The following is a 20,929-nucleotide window of genomic DNA, read 5'->3' on the forward strand; positions in this document are numbered from 1 at the left end:
AGATAATAATTCGTGGTAGGATTGACTTAGAATAATAGTTTAGAAGGAGTCGAGATGAGCATGGAGAGACTTAGTGTAGAGAGCAAAGGTTATTTTGGGGAATTTGGCGGAAGTTTTGTTCCCGAGGATTTGCAAGTGGTAATGAACGAATTAGAAGAGCAATTTAATCGATATAAGGATGACCCTGAATTTATATCGGAATTCAAGTATTACTTAAAAGAATATATTGGTAGAGAAAATCCATTAACGTTTGCAGAAAATTTAACCAAACAAAATCAAGGGGCAAAAATATATCTGAAACGAGAAGATTTAAACCATACGGGTGCACACAAAATTAATAATGCCATTGGCCAGATTCTTTTAGCAAAACGAATGGGAGCAAAGAGAATTATTGCTGAAACAGGTGCAGGACAGCATGGTGTGGCCACAGCAACTGCCTGTGCCATGTTTGGGATGGAATGCATTATTTATATGGGTAAACTTGATACGGAACGCCAAGCGCTCAATGTCTTCCGAATGGAATTATTAGGTGCGAAAGTAGTTCCAGTTGATAAAGGCCAAGGGCGTTTAAAGGATGCTGTAGATGAAGCCTTGGGTGACTTGGTGCAAAACTATAAAAATACCTTTTATTTACTTGGTTCGGCTGTAGGACCACATCCTTATCCGACCATGGTCAAGCACTTCCAGGCAATTATCAGCGAAGAATCGAAAAAGCAGATACTTGAAAAAGAAGGAAAACTGCCGACAGCGGTGATTGCTTGTGCTGGAGGTGGCAGCAATGCCATTGGCGCTTTTGCCCATTATATTGACGAAAAAGGTGTGCGCTTAATTGGGGTCGAACCAGCTGAGGCACCAACTTTGACGGAAGGAATTCCAGCGGTGATTCATGGCTTTAAATGTTTAACATTACTTGATGAAAACGGGGAGCCTAAACCAACGTACTCGATTGCTGCGGGGCTGGATTATCCAGGTGTTGGTCCTGAGCACAGCCATTTGAAAACAAGCGGGCGAGCAGAGTATGTAACAGTGACTGGGCAAGAGGCCCTAGAGGCATTCCAATTGTTAAGCAAGACGGAGGGAATAATCCCTGCGTTAGAAAGTTCACATGCCGTCGCATATGCTATTAAGCTTGCGAAAGAATTATCTAACGAAGATATCCTAATTGTTAACCTATCAGGACGCGGTGATAAGGATGTTGAGCAAGTGTTTAGGATGTTGAAAAAATAATAATATACATAAGGATAAGCCGATAAATGGCTCGTCCTTTTTTGTTTCTATCTAGGGGGAGCAGTTTGTTGAAAGACTTATTATTAATAAAAGGTTATAAAGATCATGAGTATTTAAGGAAAAGCTTTAATCAATTGGCCACTGATACTTTTGGAATAGAGTTTGAAACGTGGTACAAAAATGGATATTGGACAGATAAGTATTTGCCGTATTCATTTGTTGTTAATAATAGAGTGGTAGCTAATGTATCCGTTAATCTTGTAAACTTGGTCGTAAATGCGGATATTAAACAAGCAATCCAAATCGGGACAGTCATGACACACCCTGATTATCGAAATAAGGGATTGTCGAGACGCTTGATGGAGATTGTGTTAGACGAATATAAACATGTCGATATGATTTATTTGTTTGCCAATCAAACAGTATTGGACTTTTACCCGAAATTTGGATTTTCTTCTAGAGATGAAGTGCAATTTATATTGGACTATAATCATATGCCTCCATCGTCTTCTAAAATGAGAAAATTAGATGTTAGCAATCCAGATGATTTAGAGTACATCTATAATTTAGCGAGGAATCGTAAGGTTCTGTCGGAAGTATTCGGAACTTCAAATTGTGAGGAGCTCCTCATGTTTTATTGTATTATGGTTTTTAGCCAGGACCTCTACTATCTTGAGAATGAGAACGCACTGGTGATCTTTCAAAGAGAGGGGGATTGTATCCACCTCTATGATATTGTCAGTTCTCGAAAGGTAAATTTTCAAACAGTGTTAAGTGCGATTGTCCCGCTGGATTGCAGTAAAGTCTTTTTCCATTTTCATCCCGATCAGCATGAACTAGGATATGAAAAACAGCTATATAAAACCAATAATGTCCTTTTTATAAAGAATCAAACAAACGTCACGTTACCAAATGAATTCAAACACCCGCTTACTTCACAGGCATGATGGTGCCTGACACCATTAGATAACTCCATTAGAGAACAGCTAGTACATATTACCCATTTGCTATTAGCGGTTCTTTTTTTATATCTGGGGGTTAGAGAATGTTTCTCGAGTTTATTGAATATATTTAAACAAATAATCTATGGAATTTGGTTGATAAAGGGGACAAGTATGATAAGTAACAGGATGAACTTTTATATGGATTTAAGCAGAGCAGAGGCATGTTCTTTTTATAAACGGCTATTGTTCATTTTTTTTGGTGCTACGCTTGTAACCTTATCCTTACAATTATTTTTGGTGGAAAATCATGTGATTGATGGAGGAATCATTGGCATAAGTATCCTGCTAGCTCATATTACAAAAGAAGAAATAGGATTGTTTTTGTTGGTATTAAACACACCTTTTTTCCTCCTTGCCTATCGGTTTCTAGGAAGAAGGTTTCTTATTCTCAGCATATTTGCCATCCTCATTCTTTCGTTTGAAACCTATATATTCGATTCACTTCCGGTCCTCACCACTAACCCCCTCCTAGTAATTGTCCTTGGCGGAATAAGTTTAGGACTAGGTGTCGGCTTAACGATTCGATTCGGTGGCTGTTTTGATGGAACAGAAGTGATAGCTATCCTCTTAAGTAAACATTCTTCATTTTCAATCGGACAAATTATCTTGTTATTGAATGTATTCATTTTCGGGAGTTCCATTTTCATCTTTGGGTTAAGTGAGGCCATCTACTCCTTAGCAACCTTTCTGGTAGCTTATCGAACGATCGATCTATCTATTCAAATTACTTAGAAGAGTATTTCGAGATGATGAAATTCCTAGATAAAAGCTTAAAATAGAATCCGCCAAATTTAAGGAAATGCCCATTCAATTAGCGAACGGGCATTTTTTTATCATTATTGATTTTTTAAAAATTCTATTACTCTTTCATTTACTAAATCGTTGGCCTCGGTTATATAAATGTGGCCAGCACCGGTAATTGTCAAAAATTCAGCATTTGGAATTTTCTCAGCTAAGGTTACCCCATTTTGATAGGGAACTAATTTGTCTTCGTCTCCATGGATAACCAAAACAGGGCATTCGATTTGGTTAATCACGTTGGAGGTATCGTGAGCTAAGCAGGCTTGAAGTTGAAGAATATAGGCGTAAGGGAGAACAGGTATCTCTATTCTTCTTTGTATGTCCTCTGCTACTAATTCACGTTGTTTTTCTATAAATGACTGACTGTATAGGATTGGAGCGGTGGCCCAAGCCATTTCTTCTGGTGTTGCAACCGCAGAACCCCTTGAAAGCATTAGCATCGAGACTTCTGCACTAGGCTGGACATGGGTTGCACCCCCAGAGGTTGTACAACCTAACACAAGAGAACGGACCCTAGAAGGATACAATAGTGATAATCTTTGTGCAATCATCCCACCCATAGAAATGCCGTATACATGGGCTGTTTCTACTCCGGCAGCATCCAAGACACATTTAGCATCTTCCGCCATTTGCTCAATTGAATAGGGGGAATTTGGTTTGCCGCTAAGACCTGTCCCGCGATTATCAAAAATAATTACTTTAAAGTGCTCACTGAGAGCAGGGAGTGTCCTGAACCAAGATTTTGAATTTAGTGATAACCCCATTATTAAAAGCAATGGTTCACCCTCTCCGTGAACCTCATAATAAAGATTGATCCCATTTCCAGTAGCTATTGGCATTAATTCAATCCTCCTTTATTAAAAGTAACGGTAAATTATATGATAATTGAACTAAGGAAAGAACATGGAAGAAGGGAGGACCAAATCCCTCCCTTAGCTTACTTTTGAGTGTTTCTTTAAAAAGTTGCGAATAACTCTATTAAATGCCTCCTTTTGTTCTAATTTGGCAATATGACCAGTATTCCTAAGGATCACAAATTCAGAGTGGCGTATTTGTTTGTGCATTAATAGTTGGATCCATACAGGGATAACCGAATCATATTGAGACCCCATGATTAAGGTAGGGACTTTTATTTGAGGAAGTAGTTTTAAATTATTCACTTCCAGACATGCTTTAACTGATTTTAGAAAAACCTCATGATTAGGTTTGTAAAATTTATGAAAGTTCTGATAAACTGTACCCTTCCATGAATTAAGTGAAATGTGTGCAGCTGTTTTTGTGGGTAAACTTGGGGTGGTAGATAGTGAGCGGACTTTTCGATAGTTTATTATTAACTTTGCCAAGGGTCTAGGGATGAAATGAAAGGTGCTTACTAGCATTAATGATCGACACATCTGGGGCGCTTGGCGATAAATTTCCTGGGCTACCAATCCGCCCATGGATAAGCCGCAAACATGAGCGCTTTCAACCTGAAGGTCATTTAATAGAGTAATAATGTCATGGGCCAACTGTGGAATAGATATCTTCTCATCCGTGGTATGCTCACCATGCCCGCGTAAATCGGGAATAATCAAGTCAAACTGATCCGCAAATTCAAACTGATTGTTCCAGCCCTCCTTTACCTCTCCTAAACCATGAATAAAGACTAAAGGTTCACCAGCACCAAAACGTAAGTAAGGAATCTCAGAGCAACAAAAAGAAACTCTACTCAAATATACCCCTCCTATTATTATTTATCATAAAGTAGATTACCACTATTTGTAAAGTTTGAGTTTTTGTAAAATTCAGAATAATATAAGCATATCTAATTTTAGTGTCCTTCTTTGGAGGACAAATGTATTTCTTCGGTGCCTGACACCAGATAATATTATTTAAAAAACGTTCCGGTAATTTTTGGCATTTCCTCCGGTCTAAAGGAGTGTTTTGAAGACGTTTGTTTAATTTAACAACATTAATTTTTCGCTCTTTAAAGGGACGAAGACTTTTGTAGAGATTGTCGAAAGAGGGAGGTTTACAAAACCTCAGTTTACTACAATAATATTAACTATATTACTATTCTAATTAATGATTTTGATGAACCCTTCGAAGCAATTGCAGCTATTTTTAATAACATAAAAGGTCCAGCACTATTCTTAGCCTCAAAGCTTCTAATTACGTTTATGGTCATATACTAGATGTTGACGGTGGGACAACTGCCAGTGTACAGTAAATAGAAGAAACTGGTCAGTTAGTGAAGAGGGATGTACATGGAGTCCATGCATCAAGACAGAGATTCTTTTTATAAAAAAATAGAAACAGAAATCAATAAGAGAATCCATGCATACACAAATAACAGAAAATTCACTATTGCATTTGGAAATGCTATGGAAACACATGTGAAGCATTTAAAAATTCACAGAAGATTAGCAACAAGAAGATTAAATCAGCTTGGACTTCCAAATAAAGATGAAATAAGTGCTATTTCTGTAAGAATCGTAGATTATGAGGAAAAGTTAGATCTTTTGGATGAATCTATCTATTGGATGAATAAAAGACAGAAAGAGAACCGGAATAAGTTAAAAATGATTCGTGAATCATTGGGAGCTTTGCAAGCAGTATTGGAAAAGGAAACACGGGAAATCCACGCATGTAAACTAAAAAGCTTGGAAGAAGAGCTAAATGAGTTAAAACAATTATTTGAATTGAATTTGGAGGAGAAAAAACATGACGAATAAAACTGAAAAAGTATTAGAATCAGAAAATCAAAAAGTAGAGGTTGAAGAGGAACAGGATGCCTCAAGCTTAGACCTTCTTTGGAAGTTAGGATTCAATGAATTAGATGCTTGGGAAAATCGCTTAAATAAACGAGATACACTTTTCTTAGAAGCAGTCAAGAACTACGTGGAAATGCTTAAAAAGAATCAGGAAAATGCCCTCACCGTTTCGACGCAATTTGGGATGGAACTGAAAGAGTGGGAGGAGGCAGTGCGCGAAGAATTACTTATGACAACCACTCCACTACAGCAGTTCTTTCCTGTGAAATCATATGAAGAAATTAACAAAGTTGTTGAGGACATTCAAACTAAATCAGCTCATTTATTATTAACCCCAACTAAAGCATTATTAACAGGACAATTAAATTCCTTAGAAAAATATGTAGAAACCGTTGAACAGTATATTGCTTATCGAAAAAATGGCAGAGAAAAATATATTGAGAGTGTTAAGAAAACCAGCAATGTTTTATATGAAAATCAAAAAGTATTTGTAAATATGTTTTCTAAGCAAGTGAAATCTGCGATATTGCCATTTCAGAATTATATGAAGGATTCTACCGATCAATCCAAATAATGACTAAAAAGGAGTGAGAGTAATGTCTGGTAAAAAACCTTACGATCCAGTTGAATCCTTTCATGAGCTTAGTCTTTTATGGGAAAAACAGATAAATGATTTTATCAATCATTGGACGGCTAACAAGGATTTCATAAAAATGTCTAATGCCGGAACGGAAATTAATTCTCGGTATCTTGAGGCATTTAAAAAGAATCAGGAAACACTTGCAAGTGTTCTAAATTTACCAACTAAAAATGATATAGCTAATATTGCATCATTAACGGTCCAAGCCGAGGAAAAAATTGAAGCTATTGAGGAACAAATTTTGGATTTGCAGGATTCCATGAAGTCGCAAACTAGAGAAATCGAGAGTGTTGTGGATATTGCAAAAGAAATCATTAAATTAACAAAGCAGCTTAAAACAGAGTTAGTAAAAACGAAAAAAGAGCAAATAAAGACCAAAGAATTAAAGGCCGAACTCCAAGAAATGAAGTTAGAGTTAAAGAAATTAACTAACTTTAAAGAAGAATTTGAGTCATTAAAAGGTCTTCTTAAAAAGGACAAAGAAGTGGAGCGAGAATTAGCAGAATCAGAGACATCGAAATAAATGAAATGGAGGGGGGAGCTTGGGAACAGAAGCACCGTTCAAGGGGAGCATTCCAGAATTTGATTATCAAAAAGAAATGGACCGTTGGGCGAATGTCGTAAAACTTTTATCTGAACCTGAACCCAAGGTTGCTCAGACTCCAAGGACTGAAGTATGGAGAAAGAATAAATCAGTTTTATGGCATTACCCTGCCAAACAGAAAAAGTATGAGATTCCATTATTTTTTGTGTATTCGCTTTTTAATAAACCATACATTTTAGATATTGATCCTAAGAAAAGTGTGATAAAAAGCTTAACTGAAATGGGCTATGAAGTGTATTTATTGGATTGGGGTACACCAGGCTATGAAGACAAAAAGATTGGTATCGATACGTATGTCGAGAAATATTTAAAAACGGCTGTTAAGCGGGCGCTTCGCCATTCTGAAGCGGAGGAAATTTCACTCGTTGGATACTGTTTAGGCGGTACGATTGCCTCTATCTACGCATCTGTAGCCGAGGAACCAATAAAAAATTTAATCGTAGCCACGGTTCCTATTGATTTCAGTACGTTTGTAGGGCCGGAAAAATGGGTGGAAGGTCTCCAAAATGGAGATATTAATATCGATCATTTTCTGGATGTTTATGGGGTTGTTCCCCCTAAATATGTGGAATTGATGTTTAGAGCCATTGGATCACCAATCTATTTTACCAATTATACCATGCTTTTAAATCGGGCCCACGATTCCCGTTATGTTGAAAAATGGCGCCGGATGAATAAATGGACACAGGATCAAGTGCCTTTTGCTGGTGAAGCCTATAAACAATTTGTCAATGAATTGATTATAGGTAACAAGCTGGTTAAAGGGGAGTTGATGGTTGGGAAAAAGGCTGCGGATTTGAAAAATATTCGTGCCAATCTATTCGTAGTTTCAGGGTCTAGAGACAATTTAGTTTTAGAAGAGCAAAGTAAACCAATTATGGATTTAGTATCGAGTGAAGACAAAACGTATGTTTGCGTTGAATCAGGGCATGTTGGTCTTGCATTATCTGGTTTATTTGCAGAAATTGTTGATCAATGGGCGTCTAGTCGTTCCAATCGTCTTTTTTAAATATAGATTGGAATAAACAGATATATTTCAGTAGGGCAGGTTAGGAGAGGAGAGAGGTTTCCTCACTCCTAACTTGCTCTTTTATGTTTGTTTAAAAATGTCCTCAGAACTTTATTGAATTCATCCTTTGCCTCTAATTTAGCAACATGGCCGGTGTTCCTGAAGATGACAAATTCTGAGTGTCTAATTTGTTTATGCATTAGGAACTGAACCCAAACGGGTATAACAGAATCGTACTGCCCGCCTATAATTAGCGTTGGCACTTTTATCTGTGGGAGTAATGTTATGTTATTTACTTGTAAACAAGCCTCCATTGATTTAAAAAAGAATTCACGGTTTGGCTTGTAAAATTTAGTGAAGGTCTCGATATTTTCTTTACTCCATGAATAAAGACAAACCTTTGCAGATCTTTCTGTGACCATTTCAGGTGATTTAATTTCCCCTAAGGCTTTCCTGAAATTAATAAAAAGCGTTCCGAATTGCTTTGGAGCATAATGGTAAGTACTTACTAACATCAAAGACCGGCACATTCCAGGAGCTTGACGATAAATTTCTTGGGCAACCATTCCCCCCATTGATAACCCGCATATGTGTGCACTTTCAATTCCCAGCTCTTTTAATATACTAATTACATCATAGGCAAAGTTTTTGATGGAGATCTCCCCTGGTGCAGTGTACTCTCCATGCCCCCGTAAATCAGGGATGATTAAATCATACTGATTCGCAAACTCAAACTGGTTTGCCCAGCCCTCCTTTACTTCACCTAGACCGTGAATAAAAACCAAAGGCTCACCTGCACCAAACCGCAAATAAGGAATTCCGGAGTAACTTTTGAATATTTCACTCAACATTCATTCCTCCTAGTTGTATAATAACAACTGTTATTTCCAATATTTGAATGGTCTAAATGGGTATAAAAGTACGATTATTTTATTATATATGTAATTATGGGGAAATATTACATATGGATGTAATGCACAGATATCAGAGTTAACTGTCTCAAAAGATAATCGTGTATAAAGAGAGAAAGTTTTTAGCTAAAATGGAGTGAATTGGAGTACAACCTGGCATTTTTGAGTTATGATAAAAGGATTAAGGACGTTAATTGAAAATGAGGTTCCCTTATGATAAAAAAGTATCTGACATTTCAAAAAAACAATGGAATTGCTCCGTATATTTGGACGGTTCTTGGCATTTTACCGTTTTACTTTATTTTTCAATCCCCCTCAACCATTGAAATAGTAGTGGGGATATTACTCACATTATTATTCTTTATTCTTTACAGAATTGCGTTTATATCTAAAGGCTGGCCCGTCTATCTATGGACGTTGATCCTGATTGGTATTTCTATTACTGCTACAAGTCTTTTCAATTATGTTTACTTTGCTTTTTTTCTTGCATATTTTATCGGCAATATTAAAGAAAGAATTGCTTTTTTAACGTTGTATTTTATTCATTTGTTTAGTACGTCGGTATCCATTAACTTCAGTATTGTCATGCAAGAAAAATTATTTCTACAGCAATTACCCTTTGTTATTATCATCTGGATTAGTGTCATCCTCCTCCCGTTTAGCATCCATAACAGGAAGGAAAGAGGTCAACTGGAAGAAAAGTTACTGGATGCCAACAAACGGATTTCAGAGTTAGTTAAAATAGAGGAAAGGCAGCGGATTGCCCGGGACCTTCATGATACCCTTGGACAAAAGCTCTCACTTATTGGGTTGAAAACGGATTTGGCCCGAAAGTTAATCTCAAAGGACCCGGAGCAAGCACGGAATGAATTAAAGGATGTTCAGCAAACAGCCCGAACAGCATTAAGTGAGGTACGTAAGATGGTGTCATCGATGCGTGGAATCCGACTAAGAGACGAAATTACTCGTGTAGAACAAATCCTTCACGCGGCTGAAATTAATTTTAGCAGTGAAGGAGATTTTACTCCATCAAAAGTTACTCTGTTTACAGAGAACATTCTCAGCATGTGTATGAAGGAAGCTGTAAATAATGTTGTCAAACACAGTGGTGCGAAATCTTGCTTCATATCCATTATTCAATCAATGCAGGAATTGGTAATGACCATTCGCGATGATGGAGTATTTAAGGGGGAGAAAGAGTCGATGCAAGGCTGCCATGGGCTGATTGGCATGAAAGAGCGCTTGGAATTTATTAATGGGAGTCTAGAAATGATAACCAAAGAAGGAACCACATTGATCATAAAAGTACCAAATGATGTTAAACCAAGGATGGAAAAGGAGGAGAAAAATGATTAAAATCGTGATTGCTGAGGATCAGCAAATGCTATTAGGCGCTTTTGGTTCACTTCTTAACTTGGAAGACGACATGGAAGTGGTTGGAAAGGCTTCAAACGGCGAAGAGGCCGTGTTATTGGTGAAAAAATTCCATCCTGATGTCTGTATTATGGATATCGAAATGCCAGGTAAGAGTGGTCTAGATGCTGCAGAAGAACTAAAAGGTCTAGGCTGTAAAGTAATCATATTAACTACTTTTGCCAGAACCGGTTACTTCCAACGTGCGTTGAAAGCAGGAGTGAACGGATATTTGTTAAAAGACAGTCCGAGTGAAGAGTTGGCAAGTTCAATCCGTAGTGTAATGTCAGGAAGGAGAATTTATGCACCAGAACTTATGGATGATGTGTATGGGGAGGAAAATCCATTAACAGACAGAGAAAAAGAAGTGTTGGAGCTCGTTGCAGATGGTAAAAATACAAAGGAAATCGCAGAAGAGCTAAGTATCAAGACTGGAACGGTTAGAAACTATATTTCAATTATCCTCGATAAACTTGAAGTAAAAAACCGTATCGAGGCGATTACTCAATCCAAAGAAAAAGGCTGGTTTAAATAAGTAGTCAATGAACGGTGTCAGGCACCGTTCATTTTTTGTTTCTTCATAGTAGACCAAATCCAATCCATTAGGAAAAAGCAACTAGGCTTCAGCTGCCGTATGGTACTTATCAATAAAACCTTTAATATAATCAAAAACTTCCCTAGGACGTTCTTCAGGAAGGGCGTGTCCAGAATCTTTTAAAACAATGAGCTCTGAATTAGTTAAATCCTTGTTTAACTTCTCACCAATATTAAGGGGCATTGATTTATCATGATCCCCCCATAGTAATAAACAAGGTGTTTTTATTTGGTTAAGAATTTGGGCAGGCAAGTCTCCTTCGCGATCACGAATCATTCTTGTAAGAGCTACAAAAATTTCATCTGTTAAAAATGGTTGTAAGTAACCGTTAATCATTTCGTCATTAATAATGGCGTGATTATAAAGTGCGTCCTGAAGATTCTTCTTGACCCCTGTCCGTGCAAACCAATATTTTACGAAAAGATGGAAATAGGGTAGGTAACTTGTAATAATCAAAGGCAATTTTGAACGCTTGAGATAAGCTGAACTGCAGAGAAGAATAGCTTTGTCCGCAAGTCCTGGCATCATATGGAGGATATTTAAAACAATTTGTCCTCCCATAGAATGACCAATAAACGTCATTTTTTTAAGCCCTAATGATTCTGTAAGCTGGATTACTGTATCGGCTAAATTTTTGTAAGAATATACATAGCGGTTACATTTAGCGCTTTTCCCAAAGGGGGGAAGATCAATAGATAGAACCTGGTACTCCTTTTTCAATAAAGAAATTAAATGGCGAAATGTGAAGGTGGAAGAAAGGAAGCCATGTAATAAAACAAACGTTTTTTCAGATGTGTGATTAGGATAAAACTCGTAATAAACATTAATGTTATTTACTGGTTGATAACCTGCCAAGACGGTTTGTTCCATCAAGATCTCTCACCTACTCTTGTTAATAAAATAGATGAGTATAATGTTCCCTAAATATCTGTACATACCCAAAAAATATATATCCTAAAAATAAAAACCCATTAATATCAGCAATTTATATAAATTTCAAAATAACAGTACAAACCTCCCATAAGAATCTGATAAAATTTAATAAAAATGGTTATTTTTGGCGAAGTGTCCATCCGTCGTGGAAAACTTGAGAGAGTGTCTTTTTGCGGTGCCTGACACCAAATTTGGGGGGAATGTAGGTTGTCAATTATTGAAGCGTTTGATGTGGATAAGGCGTTTAATGGGCGTGATATTTTAAAGGGTGTTTCTTTCGCGATTAAGGAAGGTAGTATTATTGGTCTGCTTGGACCAAATGGGGCTGGAAAGACAACAATGATTCGTTTGTTAAATGGAGTAATTAATGCTACGAGCGGTAAGATGAGGGTAATGGGATATGACCCTCAAACAGAGGGTGATGAAATTAGAAAGAGGGCGGGGATTGTAACGGAGAGTGCCGCCCTGTACCATGACATGAGTGCCTGGGATAATTTGGTCTTCTTTTCTAAAATCTATAATGCCTATGACCCCAAGCGTATCACTCATCTACTTGAGCAATTTGAAATGATTGAAAAGAAGGACCATTTGGTGGGCACGTTTTCAACGGGGATGAAAAAAAGAATTACCCTAGCAAAGGCCTTGCTACATAAACCTACGCTTTTGTTCTTGGATGAGCCTACAAATGGGTTAGACCCTGAAGGGATAAACGATGTGATTCATTACCTAAAAAAAGTAAATAAGGAAGAAAAGGTCACGATTGTAATCTGTTCACATGTTCTGCACCAACTGGAAACTATTTGTGACACCTTCCTATTTTTAAAGGATGGTCAAATCGTTGAGAAGGGAACTAGAAGTGAATTAGAGGATCGATATTTGACGAATGTTACTTTATTGGTTGAAACTGGTCTCTTACCAATCGACTCTAAGACATATAGGGGCTTTGCTTACATTAGAAAAGATCGGCATAATATTGAGTTTAATCTTCCCTCAAAAAATGAAATACCAGCTCTACTTAAGAGTATTTTAAGCGAAACGTGGATTCATTCGTGTGAAATTACTAATAGAAGTTTGGAGTCTTTATATTTTAAAATAAGGGGTGAAAAGCATGAATAAGAACATTATTGCTACCGTCGCTCAAAAAGATATTAAGAATACTTTTTCTTCCAAAAAGATATGGGTACCAATGATAATCCTACCTTTATTTCTATGCGTTTTACTCCCAGCAATATTTGCGTATGTTGGTTTAAATACAGAATTAATTGGGGAATCCTCAAAGGATTTAGAAAAACCAATCAATGCCATCATTAAGAACTTTCCGAATGAAGAGTTAAGAAATACACTATCTGCGCTTCCCACACTTGGTTACAAATCGGTTTATTATTTCTTAAACTTTATGATCATCCCGTTTTTCTTAATGTCTGCTATTATCAATTCTATGGTTACTTCTTCGAACAGCTTTGCAGGGGAGAAGGAGAGAAATACATTGGAAACATTATTATTTGCTCCGATCACAGTTTCTGAATTGTTTTTTGGCAAGGTAATTGCATCCTTCATCCCTACAATCGCCATAACGTTTGCAGCTTTTTTACTAAATGCCGTGATTGTAAATCTAATTACTCATCGAATTTTTAATGAAATTTTATTTATGAATTCAACCTGGTTACTTTTAATGTTTTGGGTGATCCCAGCCTTAGTAATTTTTAATATTGTTTTGAATGTGCTGGTTTCCGCCAGAGTAAAATCTTTTCAGGAAGCACAACAATTTGGCGGTATTATGGTGTTACCTGTCGTCGGCCTTATTATCAGCCAAGTTAGTGGGCTTTTCTTCCTAAGTCCACTAACCTTATTCTTAATTGGAGTTGGTTTACTGGTTGCTAATGGAATCCTACTTAAAATCATCACCAAATTTAACCAGAGAAACACCCTTTTTGAAAGCCAAATTCACTAAAATCAGCATTTGTCTTCCTGGGATGAACAAGTGTCTTCGTGTGGTGCCTGACACCAATCTTTTTTGTGAAAAATTTTTTGTTTTTTTTGAATAAAGTGTTTGAATTTTTAGAAAATTAACTGTATAATTAGAAAAAACGTAAGGAGTTGATTTCCATGGAAAAGAAATTACTTAATTCACCACAACATTCGGATGAGAATACAGATGCTGTTGTTGCAGAAATGTTTCTAAAAAATGCCCTGCTAGAATTTAGACGGGAGAAAATCCGCAAGGAAATCGACCACACATTACTAAACGGGGATAAGGAACTATTCCTAAAATTAACAGAAGAGCTAAAAAAGATTTCTTAAGTTATCGATTAACGGATCCTATTATTCTAAAAAGAAGCCTATCCAATATATGGATGGGATTCTTTCTGTTTACATATAAATGAATGTCATTAGCAATAATCTAATTTTATAAATGATTCAAAAAAACTAGGAACTTATCCAATGGGATAGGTTCCTTTATTCGGGGATTCCTCACAAGTTTTGTTCTCAGTTATTATCGTCATCGCCGCTGTGTCTATTTTGATGAGCGCCGTCATCGGTTTTATTATCATCATCACTATCGTTATCATCATCGTGCTCAACACTAACAACTTTTCCAGTTTCAGCATCGATCCTTACCTCTGCTTCACCCGTGTTCGTGTTTAGCTCTACTTTATATTCCATTCTACCATGCTCAAATTCTTGTTCAATTTCATCAACTGTTCCATTTACTTCACTAAGTGCAATCTCTGTTGCCTTTTCCACCGTTATTAAATTAGGATTTGCCGCTGCTGTACTATTGCTGTCATCAGATTCCATTTTAATAGTTGTTTGGCCTTGGTCATTTCCATTTACATTTGTACTTATTTTTTTATCTTCCTGATGGATAGAGTCCTCAGCTCGTGTATCATTTTTTGAAGCCCCCGCTGCAACGGCACCGCCCAAGATTAATAACCCAGATAATGCACCAACAATAAATTTATTTTTCATTAAAAATTCCTCCTTTGTGTTTGTTTACTACACTTATAGAATATCCAGTGAAGATTAGAGCAAAAAGGGGAATAACATTAGAAATTAATGAGAATTATCATTAGGTAAACTATCTGTTCTTTACTTTAGTCATCATCTTCCTTTTTATCGTCCTTGCCGCGTTGTTTAGAATCATCACTCTTTTCATCATCGTCATCACTACTGCGATCGTCCCATGAAACGGATATAACATTGCCTGTAATGGAATGTATTTGTACAATTGCTTCTCTGTCATCTTGTGTCTCAATTTCGACCAGGTAGTAGGTTTGTTCGCCTTTAGTCTCCAGCCAAATATGTTCAACAATCCCATTCACTTGTTTTTTTGCAATATCGCGAGCCTCTTTCTCGGTAAGCCGCCTAGAGGAGGTATTGGTTTGAGTAGTAATGGAGGAAAGAATCTTTCCTGTAAGTGCATCCACTGAGAGTGTAGTTTGATTATTTCCTTCTTTTACAACAGCCTTGTAAATCGTTTCGTCCTCATTGACTATTTTTTCAAAGGATGTAATCGTTCCTTTAACCTTGGCTAAGATGATTTTTCTAATTTCATCTTCTGATTTAAATGTAACCTCTGGTTCATTAAGAGGTGGAGACTTCAATTCTTTTTTGACAAATGAAAGGACTTTTCCAGAAATCGCATTTAGTTCGATCTGATAAATAGTATCCTTTTTCTCTAAATCTATATGGTATTGCTTGTCAGTTAAGTTAATTTGAATAACAGTTCCCTGATAGCGGTCCTGGACAAGTTTTTGCGCTGCCTGTTTTGATAGAATTTCAGCCGATGCCTCGGTCGGACCGAACCTTTGCCAACTAAAATAAATGAGAAAGGCAAAAAAGAGAAAGCCTATTATCACCCAAATCCCAGTTTTTTTCTTCATAATATCACCTCACCACGTAAAGTACATTTATTTTCTAATATGAAGATTAGAAAATTCTGAGAAATGGATTAATTTTTATTAGTTTTAATAAAAAGAGTTGCCGTGGTTCCAACTCCTTCTTCACTTTCAAGGTGAATCCTGATACCAATGGCGTCAGCAATTTCCTTTGCTAAGGATAAGCCAAGTCCAGAACCGCCTTTTTTTCTAGTTCTTGCTTTATCAACACGGTAAAAACGGTCAAAGACCTTTGGCAGTTCAGCTTTTTGGATGCCGATTCCCTTGTCGGCCACACTTATAAATGCCTCATCATGCATTATGCCGATATTAACTGTAATGGCATCATCACTATATTTCCGTGCATTATCCAGAAAGATATACAGCAGCTGCTTTAGTTTCTTTTCATCCGTAACAACTGTTTTCTGTAATTTTTTCTGCTGAAAATGTATTTCTCTATTATAAGCACTTTGAAAGGCTTTAACCGTTTGCAGCATAAAGTCACTAAGATTAAGCTCAGCCTTTTGGATATTCCACTGCTCGTGATGCTTAGCCAACAGTAACAGCTGTTCAGTCATGTCTTTCATGCGAACTGCTTCGGAGTGAATCGCTTCAATCGATTCGGCAAAAAGCTCCGGTTCCTTTAAACCTCTCCGATTTAAAAGACTTGCATAGCTCTCAATAATGGTTAAGGGGGTTTTAAATTCATGGGACGCATTTGAAACGAACTGTTTTTGTTTTTCGTAATTTGTCTCAAGTAAATCAATCATATGGTTAAAGGTTTCTCCCATTTGATAAAGTTCATCCTTTGATTTTCCATCAAGTGTCAGCCTCTTGAAGCAGCCGCTCTGTCTAATTTCTTTCATAGTCTTAATCATGGATGTAACAGGGTTGGTAATCAGTTTACTGAGAATCCGGCTGGAAACAACTACAGGAATTAGTGCTAGAAGTGTCACCAAAATCAAGACAAGCCTCAGAATTTTTAAGTTATCAGTTGCCGGCTGAATGCTTTTAGTTACTTGAAGATTTGCCACACTTCCATCAAGCAAAATAATAGGCATCGACTCAAAGGTATAAGACTTTTTTTGAAAAACAATAAAAGTACTAACATCCCCTTGGTGAAACTTGGCTTTTCTTCCGATTAAAGCCTGTTCTGTGGGGCTTGTAACTGTTGATAAGGGTTTGTTATTTTCTGTGACAAATTGGATCATTCCATTGATAGGGACGTAAGAACGTAATAGTTCTCCCTCAGAAATAGAGCCAAGTGATTTCCCAATATCATTTGTCGTTTTTTCCATTTCCTTTGCGGAGGTGTTTAATTCACTGTTGAGAATTAATTTGTTAAAGGTGTAATAAACAGATAGATTCATCACGATTAATAAGACGGCAAATAACACAGCAGTATAAAAATTTATTTTATTACTAAGTTTCATTTAGCTTCCTTTAAAACATACCCGACACCACGGACGGTATGAATTAATGCGGGCTTATTCTGCTGTTCTAATTTTTTTCTGACATATCGAATATAAACATCCACTACATTTGTGTCACCGATAAAGTCATATCCCCAAACTGCTTCCAAAATTTGATCTCTATTTAATACTTGCCGCTTATTTGTTAATAAATAAACCAACAAATCGAACTCTCTAGGAGTTAATTCAATTTCATCTTCTCCACGAAAAACTTCCCTTGTTTTTGGATTTACTTTGAGGTCAGCAAATATTAATAAACTTCCGTCTTCTTGAGGCTGCTCTACAGCTTTCACCCTTAAAGCAGCACGGACCCGAGCTAATACCTCTTCAATTTGAAAGGGCTTTGTTATATAATCATTTGCCCCATAATCCAGTCCAGACACTTTATCCTCAACCGAGCTTTTGGCAGTTAGTAAAAGAACAGGTGTGATTTGGTCATTTACCCTAATCCGCCTGAGCAATTCAATTCCGCTAATTCCAGGCAGCATGACATCAAGTAATACTAAATCCCATTTCCCCTTCTTGTATGCTTCAAATGCTTCAAGACCATCCATTACCTTAGTTACCACATATCCTTCGTACTCAAGTTCGATCTCAAGAAGCCGAGCGATCTTTTCTTCATCTTCAACCACTAGAATGGTTTCCTTTTTCATAATTGATCCCCCTAAGAAATTGAATATTACTAATTTATTACACTTTTCCATAGCAGGGTAATAAATTCCTTTTATTAATTGAAAAAATATCGACCTGCAACTTCACAACAAGAGTGGTGCCTGACACCCTTTTCAAGTATGATGAGAAAAGAGAAAAGTTAAGGAGTGAATTGGTTGAAACAACTACATTTATACTGTAAGAAAATTCCTTTTACTTATTCAAGGTTTTTCAGTCAATATCGTGTATTGGCTGAGAAAAACACCCATCATGTGTTGTTGGAAAGCGGCCGCGGCGGGCGTTATAGCATTGCTGCCCTTCAGCCTGAGACGATAATAAAAGGGAAAAACCATATGCTTGAAATTCAAAATGAAAATGGTACCGAGAAACAAGAAGGAAATCCATTACACTTATTGATGGAATATATGAGCCGGTATCATGTTGATAAAATAGAAGGGCTTCCTAGTTTCCTGGGAGGTGCCATTGGATACATAAGCTATGATTACGCTCGTTACATTGAAGTACTTCCAGAACTAGCATCAGACGATTTAGGATTGCCAGAAATCTACTTTTTTATTGTGAAGGAATGGTTTGTCTTTGATCATAAAGAAGAGATTTTGTGGCTTATGTTTTTAGCTGAAAATGATCAGGGGATGGAAGAAAAAATTTCCTTATGGGAAAATCAATGGATTCAAGATATCCCTTCCATTCAAACAAAAAAGCCTAGAGAAAGTAACAATAATAATCTAGAGGTTTCAATGACCGAAGATCAGTTTAAACAGGCTGTCACTAAGATTCAGCAATATATTGGACAAGGCGATGTATTTCAGGTGAATCTAGCCGTCCGCCAATCAAAACAGATTGAAGTAGAAGCACTTGAAGTGTATGAACAATTAAGGTCCTTAAATCCATCTCCATATATGGCCTATCTGCATACGCCAGACTTTCAACTTGTAAGCGGGTCACCAGAACTACTCGTGAAAAAAGATGGACAAGTGGTAAGTACCCGCCCAATTGCAGGTACTAGATCGAGGGGGAAAGACCACGAAGAAGACATCCAGCTTGCTAATGAATTAATTGAAAATGAAAAAGAGCGTGCGGAGCATGTGATGTTAGTGGATTTAGAAAGAAATGATCTTGGCAGGGTATGTAAGTATGGGACCGTCGAGGTCAATGAATTTATGGTCATTGAAAAGTATTCACATGTCATGCATATCGTCTCCAATGTAAGAGGAGAATTAGCGAATGACAAATCAAGTTTTGATATTATTGATTCTGTTTTCCCTGGAGGGACCATAACTGGTGCACCTAAAGTCCGTACAATGGAAATAATCGAGGAACTTGAGCCCGTTCAAAGAGGAGTGTACACCGGTTCGCTTGGCTGGATTGATTTTAGCGGCGATTTAGAATTAAACATAATTATCCGCACCATGCTTGTTAAAGATGGGATGGCACATGTGCAGGCAGGAGCAGGAATCGTTATTGATTCTAATCCAAAGCATGAGTACAAAGAATCAATGAAAAAAGCAGCGGCACTATGGAAAGCGAAAGAAATGGCAGAGGAGGTAGAGAAATGATATTTATGATAGATAATTACGATTCTTTTACCTTTAATTTAGTGCAATATTTAGGTGAATTGGGAGAGGAATTAGTGGTTAAGCGAAATAATCAAACATCGATTGAAGAGATTGCAGAACTACAGCCTGAATTCTTAATGGTGTCTCCAGGGCCATGCAGTCCAAATGAAGCAGGAATCAGCTTGGACGCGATTCAAGCATTCGCAGGGAAAATCCCAATATTTGGTGTGTGCCTAGGCCAGCAAGCAATTGCTCAGGCTTTTAATGGCGATGTAATTCGCGCGGAAAGGCTGATGCACGGGAAAACATCCGATATGTATCATGATGGAAAGACAATTTTTCAGGGCTTGCCAAATCCTTTTCCGGCTACTCGATACCATTCCTTAATCGTCAAACGAGAGACATTGCCGGAATGCTTTGAGATTTCCGCCTGGACAAAAGAAGGAGAAATTATGGCAATCCGTCATAAGGAGTTACCAATTGAAGGAGTACAGTTCCACCCAGAATCTATATTGACTACCTCAGGAAAGGATCTTTTGAGAAACTTTGTCCATCATTATAAAAATATCGTTGTGCAAAAGGGTCATTAATTATGGTGATATATATAAACGGACAATTTTTAACAAAAGAAGAGGCGATGATTTCCCCGTTTGATCATGGTTTTTTATATGGAATGGGGTTATTTGAAACGTTCCGGGTCTATGAAGGACATCCTTTCTTACTGGATGACCATTTAGAGCGACTAAATCAAGGATTAGAAGTTCTAAACATCAACTATCGTTTTGAGCGAGAAGAAACGAATAATATCCTGCAAGAATTATTAAAAGTAAACCATTTGAACAATGCTTACCTAAGGCTAAATGTTTCAGCGGGGATTGGTGATATTGGCTTACAAGTAGAACCGTATACTAACCAAAACATTCTTTTTTTTCCTAAACCATTACCTCAGGCAGGGGACTTAACAGAAAAAAAAGCGGTTTTATTGGAGTTGAGACGGAACAGTCCCGAAGGAAGTGAACGTCTGAAGTCCCATCATTTTATGAATAATGTTCTTGCAAAAAAGGAAATCGGACATGCTGTAGATACAGAAGGGATTTTCCTTAATGAGAAAGGGTGCATAGCAGAAGGGATTGTCTCTAATATCTTTTGGGTAAAAGGGAATTGCTTATACACCCCTTCCGTACAAACGGGGATTTTAAATGGGATTACACGACAGTTTGTTAGTGAGTTAGCCAAGAAACATTATCTGAGTGTAGAAGAGGGGCTTTATCCTTTGGAACATAGCCTGGAAGCAGATGAGATGTTTGTTACTAATTCCATACAAGAGATCGTCCCCATTTCTACATTGGAAGGACATGAATTTCCTGGTAAACGAGGCCAAATAGTACAACTATTACATCGTGAATATCGCCATTATTGTAAAAGTCTGTGGTCAAGGCATGGATTAAGGAGTGAATAACC

The 20,929-nt window shown here is 37.2% G+C and carries 23 protein-coding genes; 15 read left to right on the forward strand and 8 right to left on the reverse strand.

Annotated features, from left to right (window positions below):
* The first annotated feature begins 60 nt into the window (after nucleotides 1–60).
* The 3 genes from trpB (at nucleotide 61) to AC4QJR_RS07530 (ending at nucleotide 2,963) form a co-directional block, all read left to right on the forward strand.
* Complete coding sequence (trpB, locus tag AC4QJR_RS07520; protein ID WP_496526634.1) at nucleotides 61–1,227, forward strand: tryptophan synthase subunit beta; 1,167 nt, start codon at nucleotides 61–63, stop codon at nucleotides 1,225–1,227.
* Nucleotides 1,228–1,292: 65 nt separating this feature from the next.
* The gene (locus AC4QJR_RS07525; protein ID WP_496525793.1) at nucleotides 1,293–2,174 is read left to right on the forward strand and encodes a GNAT family N-acetyltransferase; all 882 of its coding nucleotides are present in this window, start codon (nucleotides 1,293–1,295) and stop codon (nucleotides 2,172–2,174) included.
* A gap of 195 nt (nucleotides 2,175–2,369) precedes the next feature.
* Nucleotides 2,370–2,963, forward strand: coding sequence for a YitT family protein (locus tag AC4QJR_RS07530; RefSeq protein WP_496525794.1), 594 nt, complete (start codon nucleotides 2,370–2,372; stop codon nucleotides 2,961–2,963).
* 104 nt (nucleotides 2,964–3,067) lie between these two features.
* On the opposite strand, the gene AC4QJR_RS07535 is transcribed toward AC4QJR_RS07530, so the two are convergent.
* Nucleotides 3,068–3,871, reverse strand: a complete 804-nt coding sequence (locus AC4QJR_RS07535) for an alpha/beta fold hydrolase (RefSeq protein ID WP_496525795.1) — start codon at nucleotides 3,869–3,871, stop codon at nucleotides 3,068–3,070.
* A gap of 93 nt (nucleotides 3,872–3,964) precedes the next feature.
* Nucleotides 3,965–4,744, reverse strand: coding sequence for an alpha/beta fold hydrolase (locus tag AC4QJR_RS07540; protein WP_496525796.1), 780 nt, complete (start codon nucleotides 4,742–4,744; stop codon nucleotides 3,965–3,967).
* Nucleotides 4,745–5,278: 534 nt separating this feature from the next.
* On the opposite strand from AC4QJR_RS07540, the gene AC4QJR_RS07545 reads away from it, so the two are divergent.
* Genes AC4QJR_RS07545 through AC4QJR_RS07560 form a run of 4 tightly spaced genes read left to right on the forward strand, consistent with a single transcriptional unit; the run spans nucleotide 5,279 to nucleotide 8,038 of the window.
* Nucleotides 5,279–5,746, forward strand: a complete 468-nt coding sequence (locus AC4QJR_RS07545) for a hypothetical protein (protein ID WP_375376794.1) — start codon at nucleotides 5,279–5,281, stop codon at nucleotides 5,744–5,746.
* Nucleotides 5,736–6,359 (forward strand): polyhydroxyalkanoic acid inclusion protein PhaP, encoded by a 624-nt coding sequence (phaP, locus tag AC4QJR_RS07550; protein WP_496525797.1) that lies wholly within the window; start codon nucleotides 5,736–5,738, stop codon nucleotides 6,357–6,359. Before AC4QJR_RS07545 ends, phaP begins: the two co-directional genes overlap by 11 nt.
* A 22-nt stretch (nucleotides 6,360–6,381) precedes the next feature.
* Nucleotides 6,382–6,948: a polyhydroxyalkanoate biosynthesis repressor PhaR gene (locus AC4QJR_RS07555; RefSeq protein ID WP_496525798.1), complete on the forward strand. Its 567-nt coding sequence runs from the start codon at nucleotides 6,382–6,384 to the stop codon at nucleotides 6,946–6,948.
* Between the two features lie 19 nt (nucleotides 6,949–6,967).
* Nucleotides 6,968–8,038 (forward strand): alpha/beta fold hydrolase, encoded by a 1,071-nt coding sequence (locus AC4QJR_RS07560; RefSeq protein ID WP_496525799.1) that lies wholly within the window; start codon nucleotides 6,968–6,970, stop codon nucleotides 8,036–8,038.
* Nucleotides 8,039–8,106: 68 nt separating this feature from the next.
* Here the strand turns inward: AC4QJR_RS07560 and AC4QJR_RS07565 are convergent, their stop codons facing one another.
* On the reverse strand, nucleotides 8,107–8,889 hold the full coding sequence (locus tag AC4QJR_RS07565; RefSeq protein ID WP_496525800.1) for an alpha/beta fold hydrolase: 783 nt from the start codon (nucleotides 8,887–8,889) through the stop codon (nucleotides 8,107–8,109).
* A 273-nt stretch (nucleotides 8,890–9,162) separates the two neighbouring features.
* On the opposite strand from AC4QJR_RS07565, the gene AC4QJR_RS07570 reads away from it, so the two are divergent.
* Nucleotides 9,163–10,305 (forward strand): sensor histidine kinase, encoded by a 1,143-nt coding sequence (locus AC4QJR_RS07570; protein WP_496525801.1) that lies wholly within the window; start codon nucleotides 9,163–9,165, stop codon nucleotides 10,303–10,305.
* Entirely contained in the window at nucleotides 10,298–10,897 is a 600-nt protein-coding gene (locus tag AC4QJR_RS07575; RefSeq protein WP_496525802.1) for a response regulator, read from the forward strand. The genes AC4QJR_RS07570 and AC4QJR_RS07575 overlap by 8 nt, the downstream gene beginning before the upstream one ends.
* Nucleotides 10,898–10,978: 81 nt before the next feature.
* On the opposite strand, the gene AC4QJR_RS07580 is transcribed toward AC4QJR_RS07575, so the two are convergent.
* Nucleotides 10,979–11,827, reverse strand: a complete 849-nt coding sequence (locus AC4QJR_RS07580; protein ID WP_496526635.1) for an alpha/beta fold hydrolase — start codon at nucleotides 11,825–11,827, stop codon at nucleotides 10,979–10,981.
* Nucleotides 11,828–12,097: 270 nt separating this feature from the next.
* On the opposite strand from AC4QJR_RS07580, the gene AC4QJR_RS07585 reads away from it, so the two are divergent.
* The 3 genes from AC4QJR_RS07585 (at nucleotide 12,098) to AC4QJR_RS07595 (ending at nucleotide 14,191) form a co-directional block, all read left to right on the forward strand.
* Nucleotides 12,098–13,006: an ABC transporter ATP-binding protein gene (locus tag AC4QJR_RS07585; RefSeq protein WP_180230025.1), complete on the forward strand. Its 909-nt coding sequence runs from the start codon at nucleotides 12,098–12,100 to the stop codon at nucleotides 13,004–13,006.
* Entirely contained in the window at nucleotides 12,999–13,841 is an 843-nt protein-coding gene (locus tag AC4QJR_RS07590) for an ABC transporter permease subunit (protein WP_496525803.1), read from the forward strand. Before AC4QJR_RS07585 ends, AC4QJR_RS07590 begins: the two co-directional genes overlap by 8 nt.
* A 155-nt stretch (nucleotides 13,842–13,996) precedes the next feature.
* The gene (locus AC4QJR_RS07595; RefSeq protein WP_098572509.1) at nucleotides 13,997–14,191 is read left to right on the forward strand and encodes an IDEAL domain-containing protein; all 195 of its coding nucleotides are present in this window, start codon (nucleotides 13,997–13,999) and stop codon (nucleotides 14,189–14,191) included.
* Nucleotides 14,192–14,377: 186 nt separating this feature from the next.
* Here AC4QJR_RS07595 and AC4QJR_RS07600 read toward each other — a convergent pair whose 3' ends face one another.
* The 4 genes from AC4QJR_RS07600 to AC4QJR_RS07615 form a co-directional block, all read right to left on the reverse strand.
* Complete coding sequence (locus AC4QJR_RS07600) at nucleotides 14,378–14,860, reverse strand: PepSY domain-containing protein (protein WP_496525804.1); 483 nt, start codon at nucleotides 14,858–14,860, stop codon at nucleotides 14,378–14,380.
* Nucleotides 14,861–14,985: 125 nt separating this feature from the next.
* Nucleotides 14,986–15,774 (reverse strand): PepSY domain-containing protein, encoded by a 789-nt coding sequence (locus tag AC4QJR_RS07605; RefSeq protein ID WP_496525805.1) that lies wholly within the window; start codon nucleotides 15,772–15,774, stop codon nucleotides 14,986–14,988.
* 68 nt (nucleotides 15,775–15,842) lie between these two features.
* A complete protein-coding gene (locus tag AC4QJR_RS07610; RefSeq protein ID WP_496525806.1) occupies nucleotides 15,843–17,201 on the reverse strand; it encodes a HAMP domain-containing sensor histidine kinase in 1,359 nt (452 codons plus the stop codon).
* The gene (locus AC4QJR_RS07615) at nucleotides 17,198–17,893 is read right to left on the reverse strand and encodes a response regulator transcription factor (protein WP_496525807.1); all 696 of its coding nucleotides are present in this window, start codon (nucleotides 17,891–17,893) and stop codon (nucleotides 17,198–17,200) included. The genes AC4QJR_RS07610 and AC4QJR_RS07615 overlap by 4 nt, the downstream gene beginning before the upstream one ends.
* Before the next feature lie 174 nt (nucleotides 17,894–18,067).
* Between AC4QJR_RS07615 and pabB the strand changes: the two genes are divergently transcribed.
* From pabB to pabC, 3 genes are read left to right on the forward strand one after another with little or no spacing between them, the layout of a single operon-like run.
* The gene (gene pabB, locus AC4QJR_RS07620) at nucleotides 18,068–19,468 is read left to right on the forward strand and encodes an aminodeoxychorismate synthase, component I (RefSeq protein ID WP_496525808.1); all 1,401 of its coding nucleotides are present in this window, start codon (nucleotides 18,068–18,070) and stop codon (nucleotides 19,466–19,468) included.
* A complete protein-coding gene (pabA, locus tag AC4QJR_RS07625) occupies nucleotides 19,465–20,058 on the forward strand; it encodes an aminodeoxychorismate/anthranilate synthase component II (protein ID WP_496525809.1) in 594 nt (197 codons plus the stop codon). The genes pabB and pabA overlap by 4 nt, the downstream gene beginning before the upstream one ends.
* A 2-nt stretch (nucleotides 20,059–20,060) precedes the next feature.
* On the forward strand, nucleotides 20,061–20,927 hold the full coding sequence (gene pabC, locus AC4QJR_RS07630) for an aminodeoxychorismate lyase (protein WP_496525810.1): 867 nt from the start codon (nucleotides 20,061–20,063) through the stop codon (nucleotides 20,925–20,927).
* The last annotated feature ends 2 nt before the right edge of the window (nucleotides 20,928–20,929 follow it).

Source organism: Neobacillus sp. BP17 (assembly GCF_059579525.1).

Excerpts from the sequence above, each read along its gene's own strand:
- trpB (WP_496526634.1), top strand. The coding sequence starts at position 61 with ATGGAGAGACTTAGTGTAGAGAGCAAAGGTTATTTTGGGGAATTTGGC.
- AC4QJR_RS07530 (WP_496525794.1), top strand. The coding sequence starts at position 2,370 with ATGGATTTAAGCAGAGCAGAGGCATGTTCTTTTTATAAACGGCTATTG.
- AC4QJR_RS07535 (WP_496525795.1), bottom strand. The coding sequence starts at position 3,871 with ATGCCAATAGCTACTGGAAATGGGATCAATCTTTATTATGAGGTTCAC.
- AC4QJR_RS07545 (WP_375376794.1), top strand. The coding sequence starts at position 5,279 with ATGGAGTCCATGCATCAAGACAGAGATTCTTTTTATAAAAAAATAGAA.
- phaP (WP_496525797.1), top strand. The coding sequence starts at position 5,736 with ATGACGAATAAAACTGAAAAAGTATTAGAATCAGAAAATCAAAAAGTA.
- AC4QJR_RS07555 (WP_496525798.1), top strand. The coding sequence starts at position 6,382 with ATGTCTGGTAAAAAACCTTACGATCCAGTTGAATCCTTTCATGAGCTT.
- AC4QJR_RS07565 (WP_496525800.1), bottom strand. The coding sequence starts at position 8,889 with ATGTTGAGTGAAATATTCAAAAGTTACTCCGGAATTCCTTATTTGCGG.
- AC4QJR_RS07570 (WP_496525801.1), top strand. The coding sequence starts at position 9,163 with ATGATAAAAAAGTATCTGACATTTCAAAAAAACAATGGAATTGCTCCG.
- AC4QJR_RS07575 (WP_496525802.1), top strand. The coding sequence starts at position 10,298 with ATGATTAAAATCGTGATTGCTGAGGATCAGCAAATGCTATTAGGCGCT.
- AC4QJR_RS07580 (WP_496526635.1), bottom strand. The coding sequence starts at position 11,827 with ATGGAACAAACCGTCTTGGCAGGTTATCAACCAGTAAATAACATTAAT.
- AC4QJR_RS07590 (WP_496525803.1), top strand. The coding sequence starts at position 12,999 with ATGAATAAGAACATTATTGCTACCGTCGCTCAAAAAGATATTAAGAAT.
- AC4QJR_RS07595 (WP_098572509.1), top strand. The coding sequence starts at position 13,997 with ATGGAAAAGAAATTACTTAATTCACCACAACATTCGGATGAGAATACA.
- AC4QJR_RS07600 (WP_496525804.1), bottom strand. The coding sequence starts at position 14,860 with ATGAAAAATAAATTTATTGTTGGTGCATTATCTGGGTTATTAATCTTG.
- AC4QJR_RS07605 (WP_496525805.1), bottom strand. The coding sequence starts at position 15,774 with ATGAAGAAAAAAACTGGGATTTGGGTGATAATAGGCTTTCTCTTTTTT.
- AC4QJR_RS07610 (WP_496525806.1), bottom strand. The coding sequence starts at position 17,201 with ATGAAACTTAGTAATAAAATAAATTTTTATACTGCTGTGTTATTTGCC.
- AC4QJR_RS07615 (WP_496525807.1), bottom strand. The coding sequence starts at position 17,893 with ATGAAAAAGGAAACCATTCTAGTGGTTGAAGATGAAGAAAAGATCGCT.
- pabA (WP_496525809.1), top strand. The coding sequence starts at position 19,465 with ATGATATTTATGATAGATAATTACGATTCTTTTACCTTTAATTTAGTG.
- pabC (WP_496525810.1), top strand. The coding sequence starts at position 20,061 with ATGGTGATATATATAAACGGACAATTTTTAACAAAAGAAGAGGCGATG.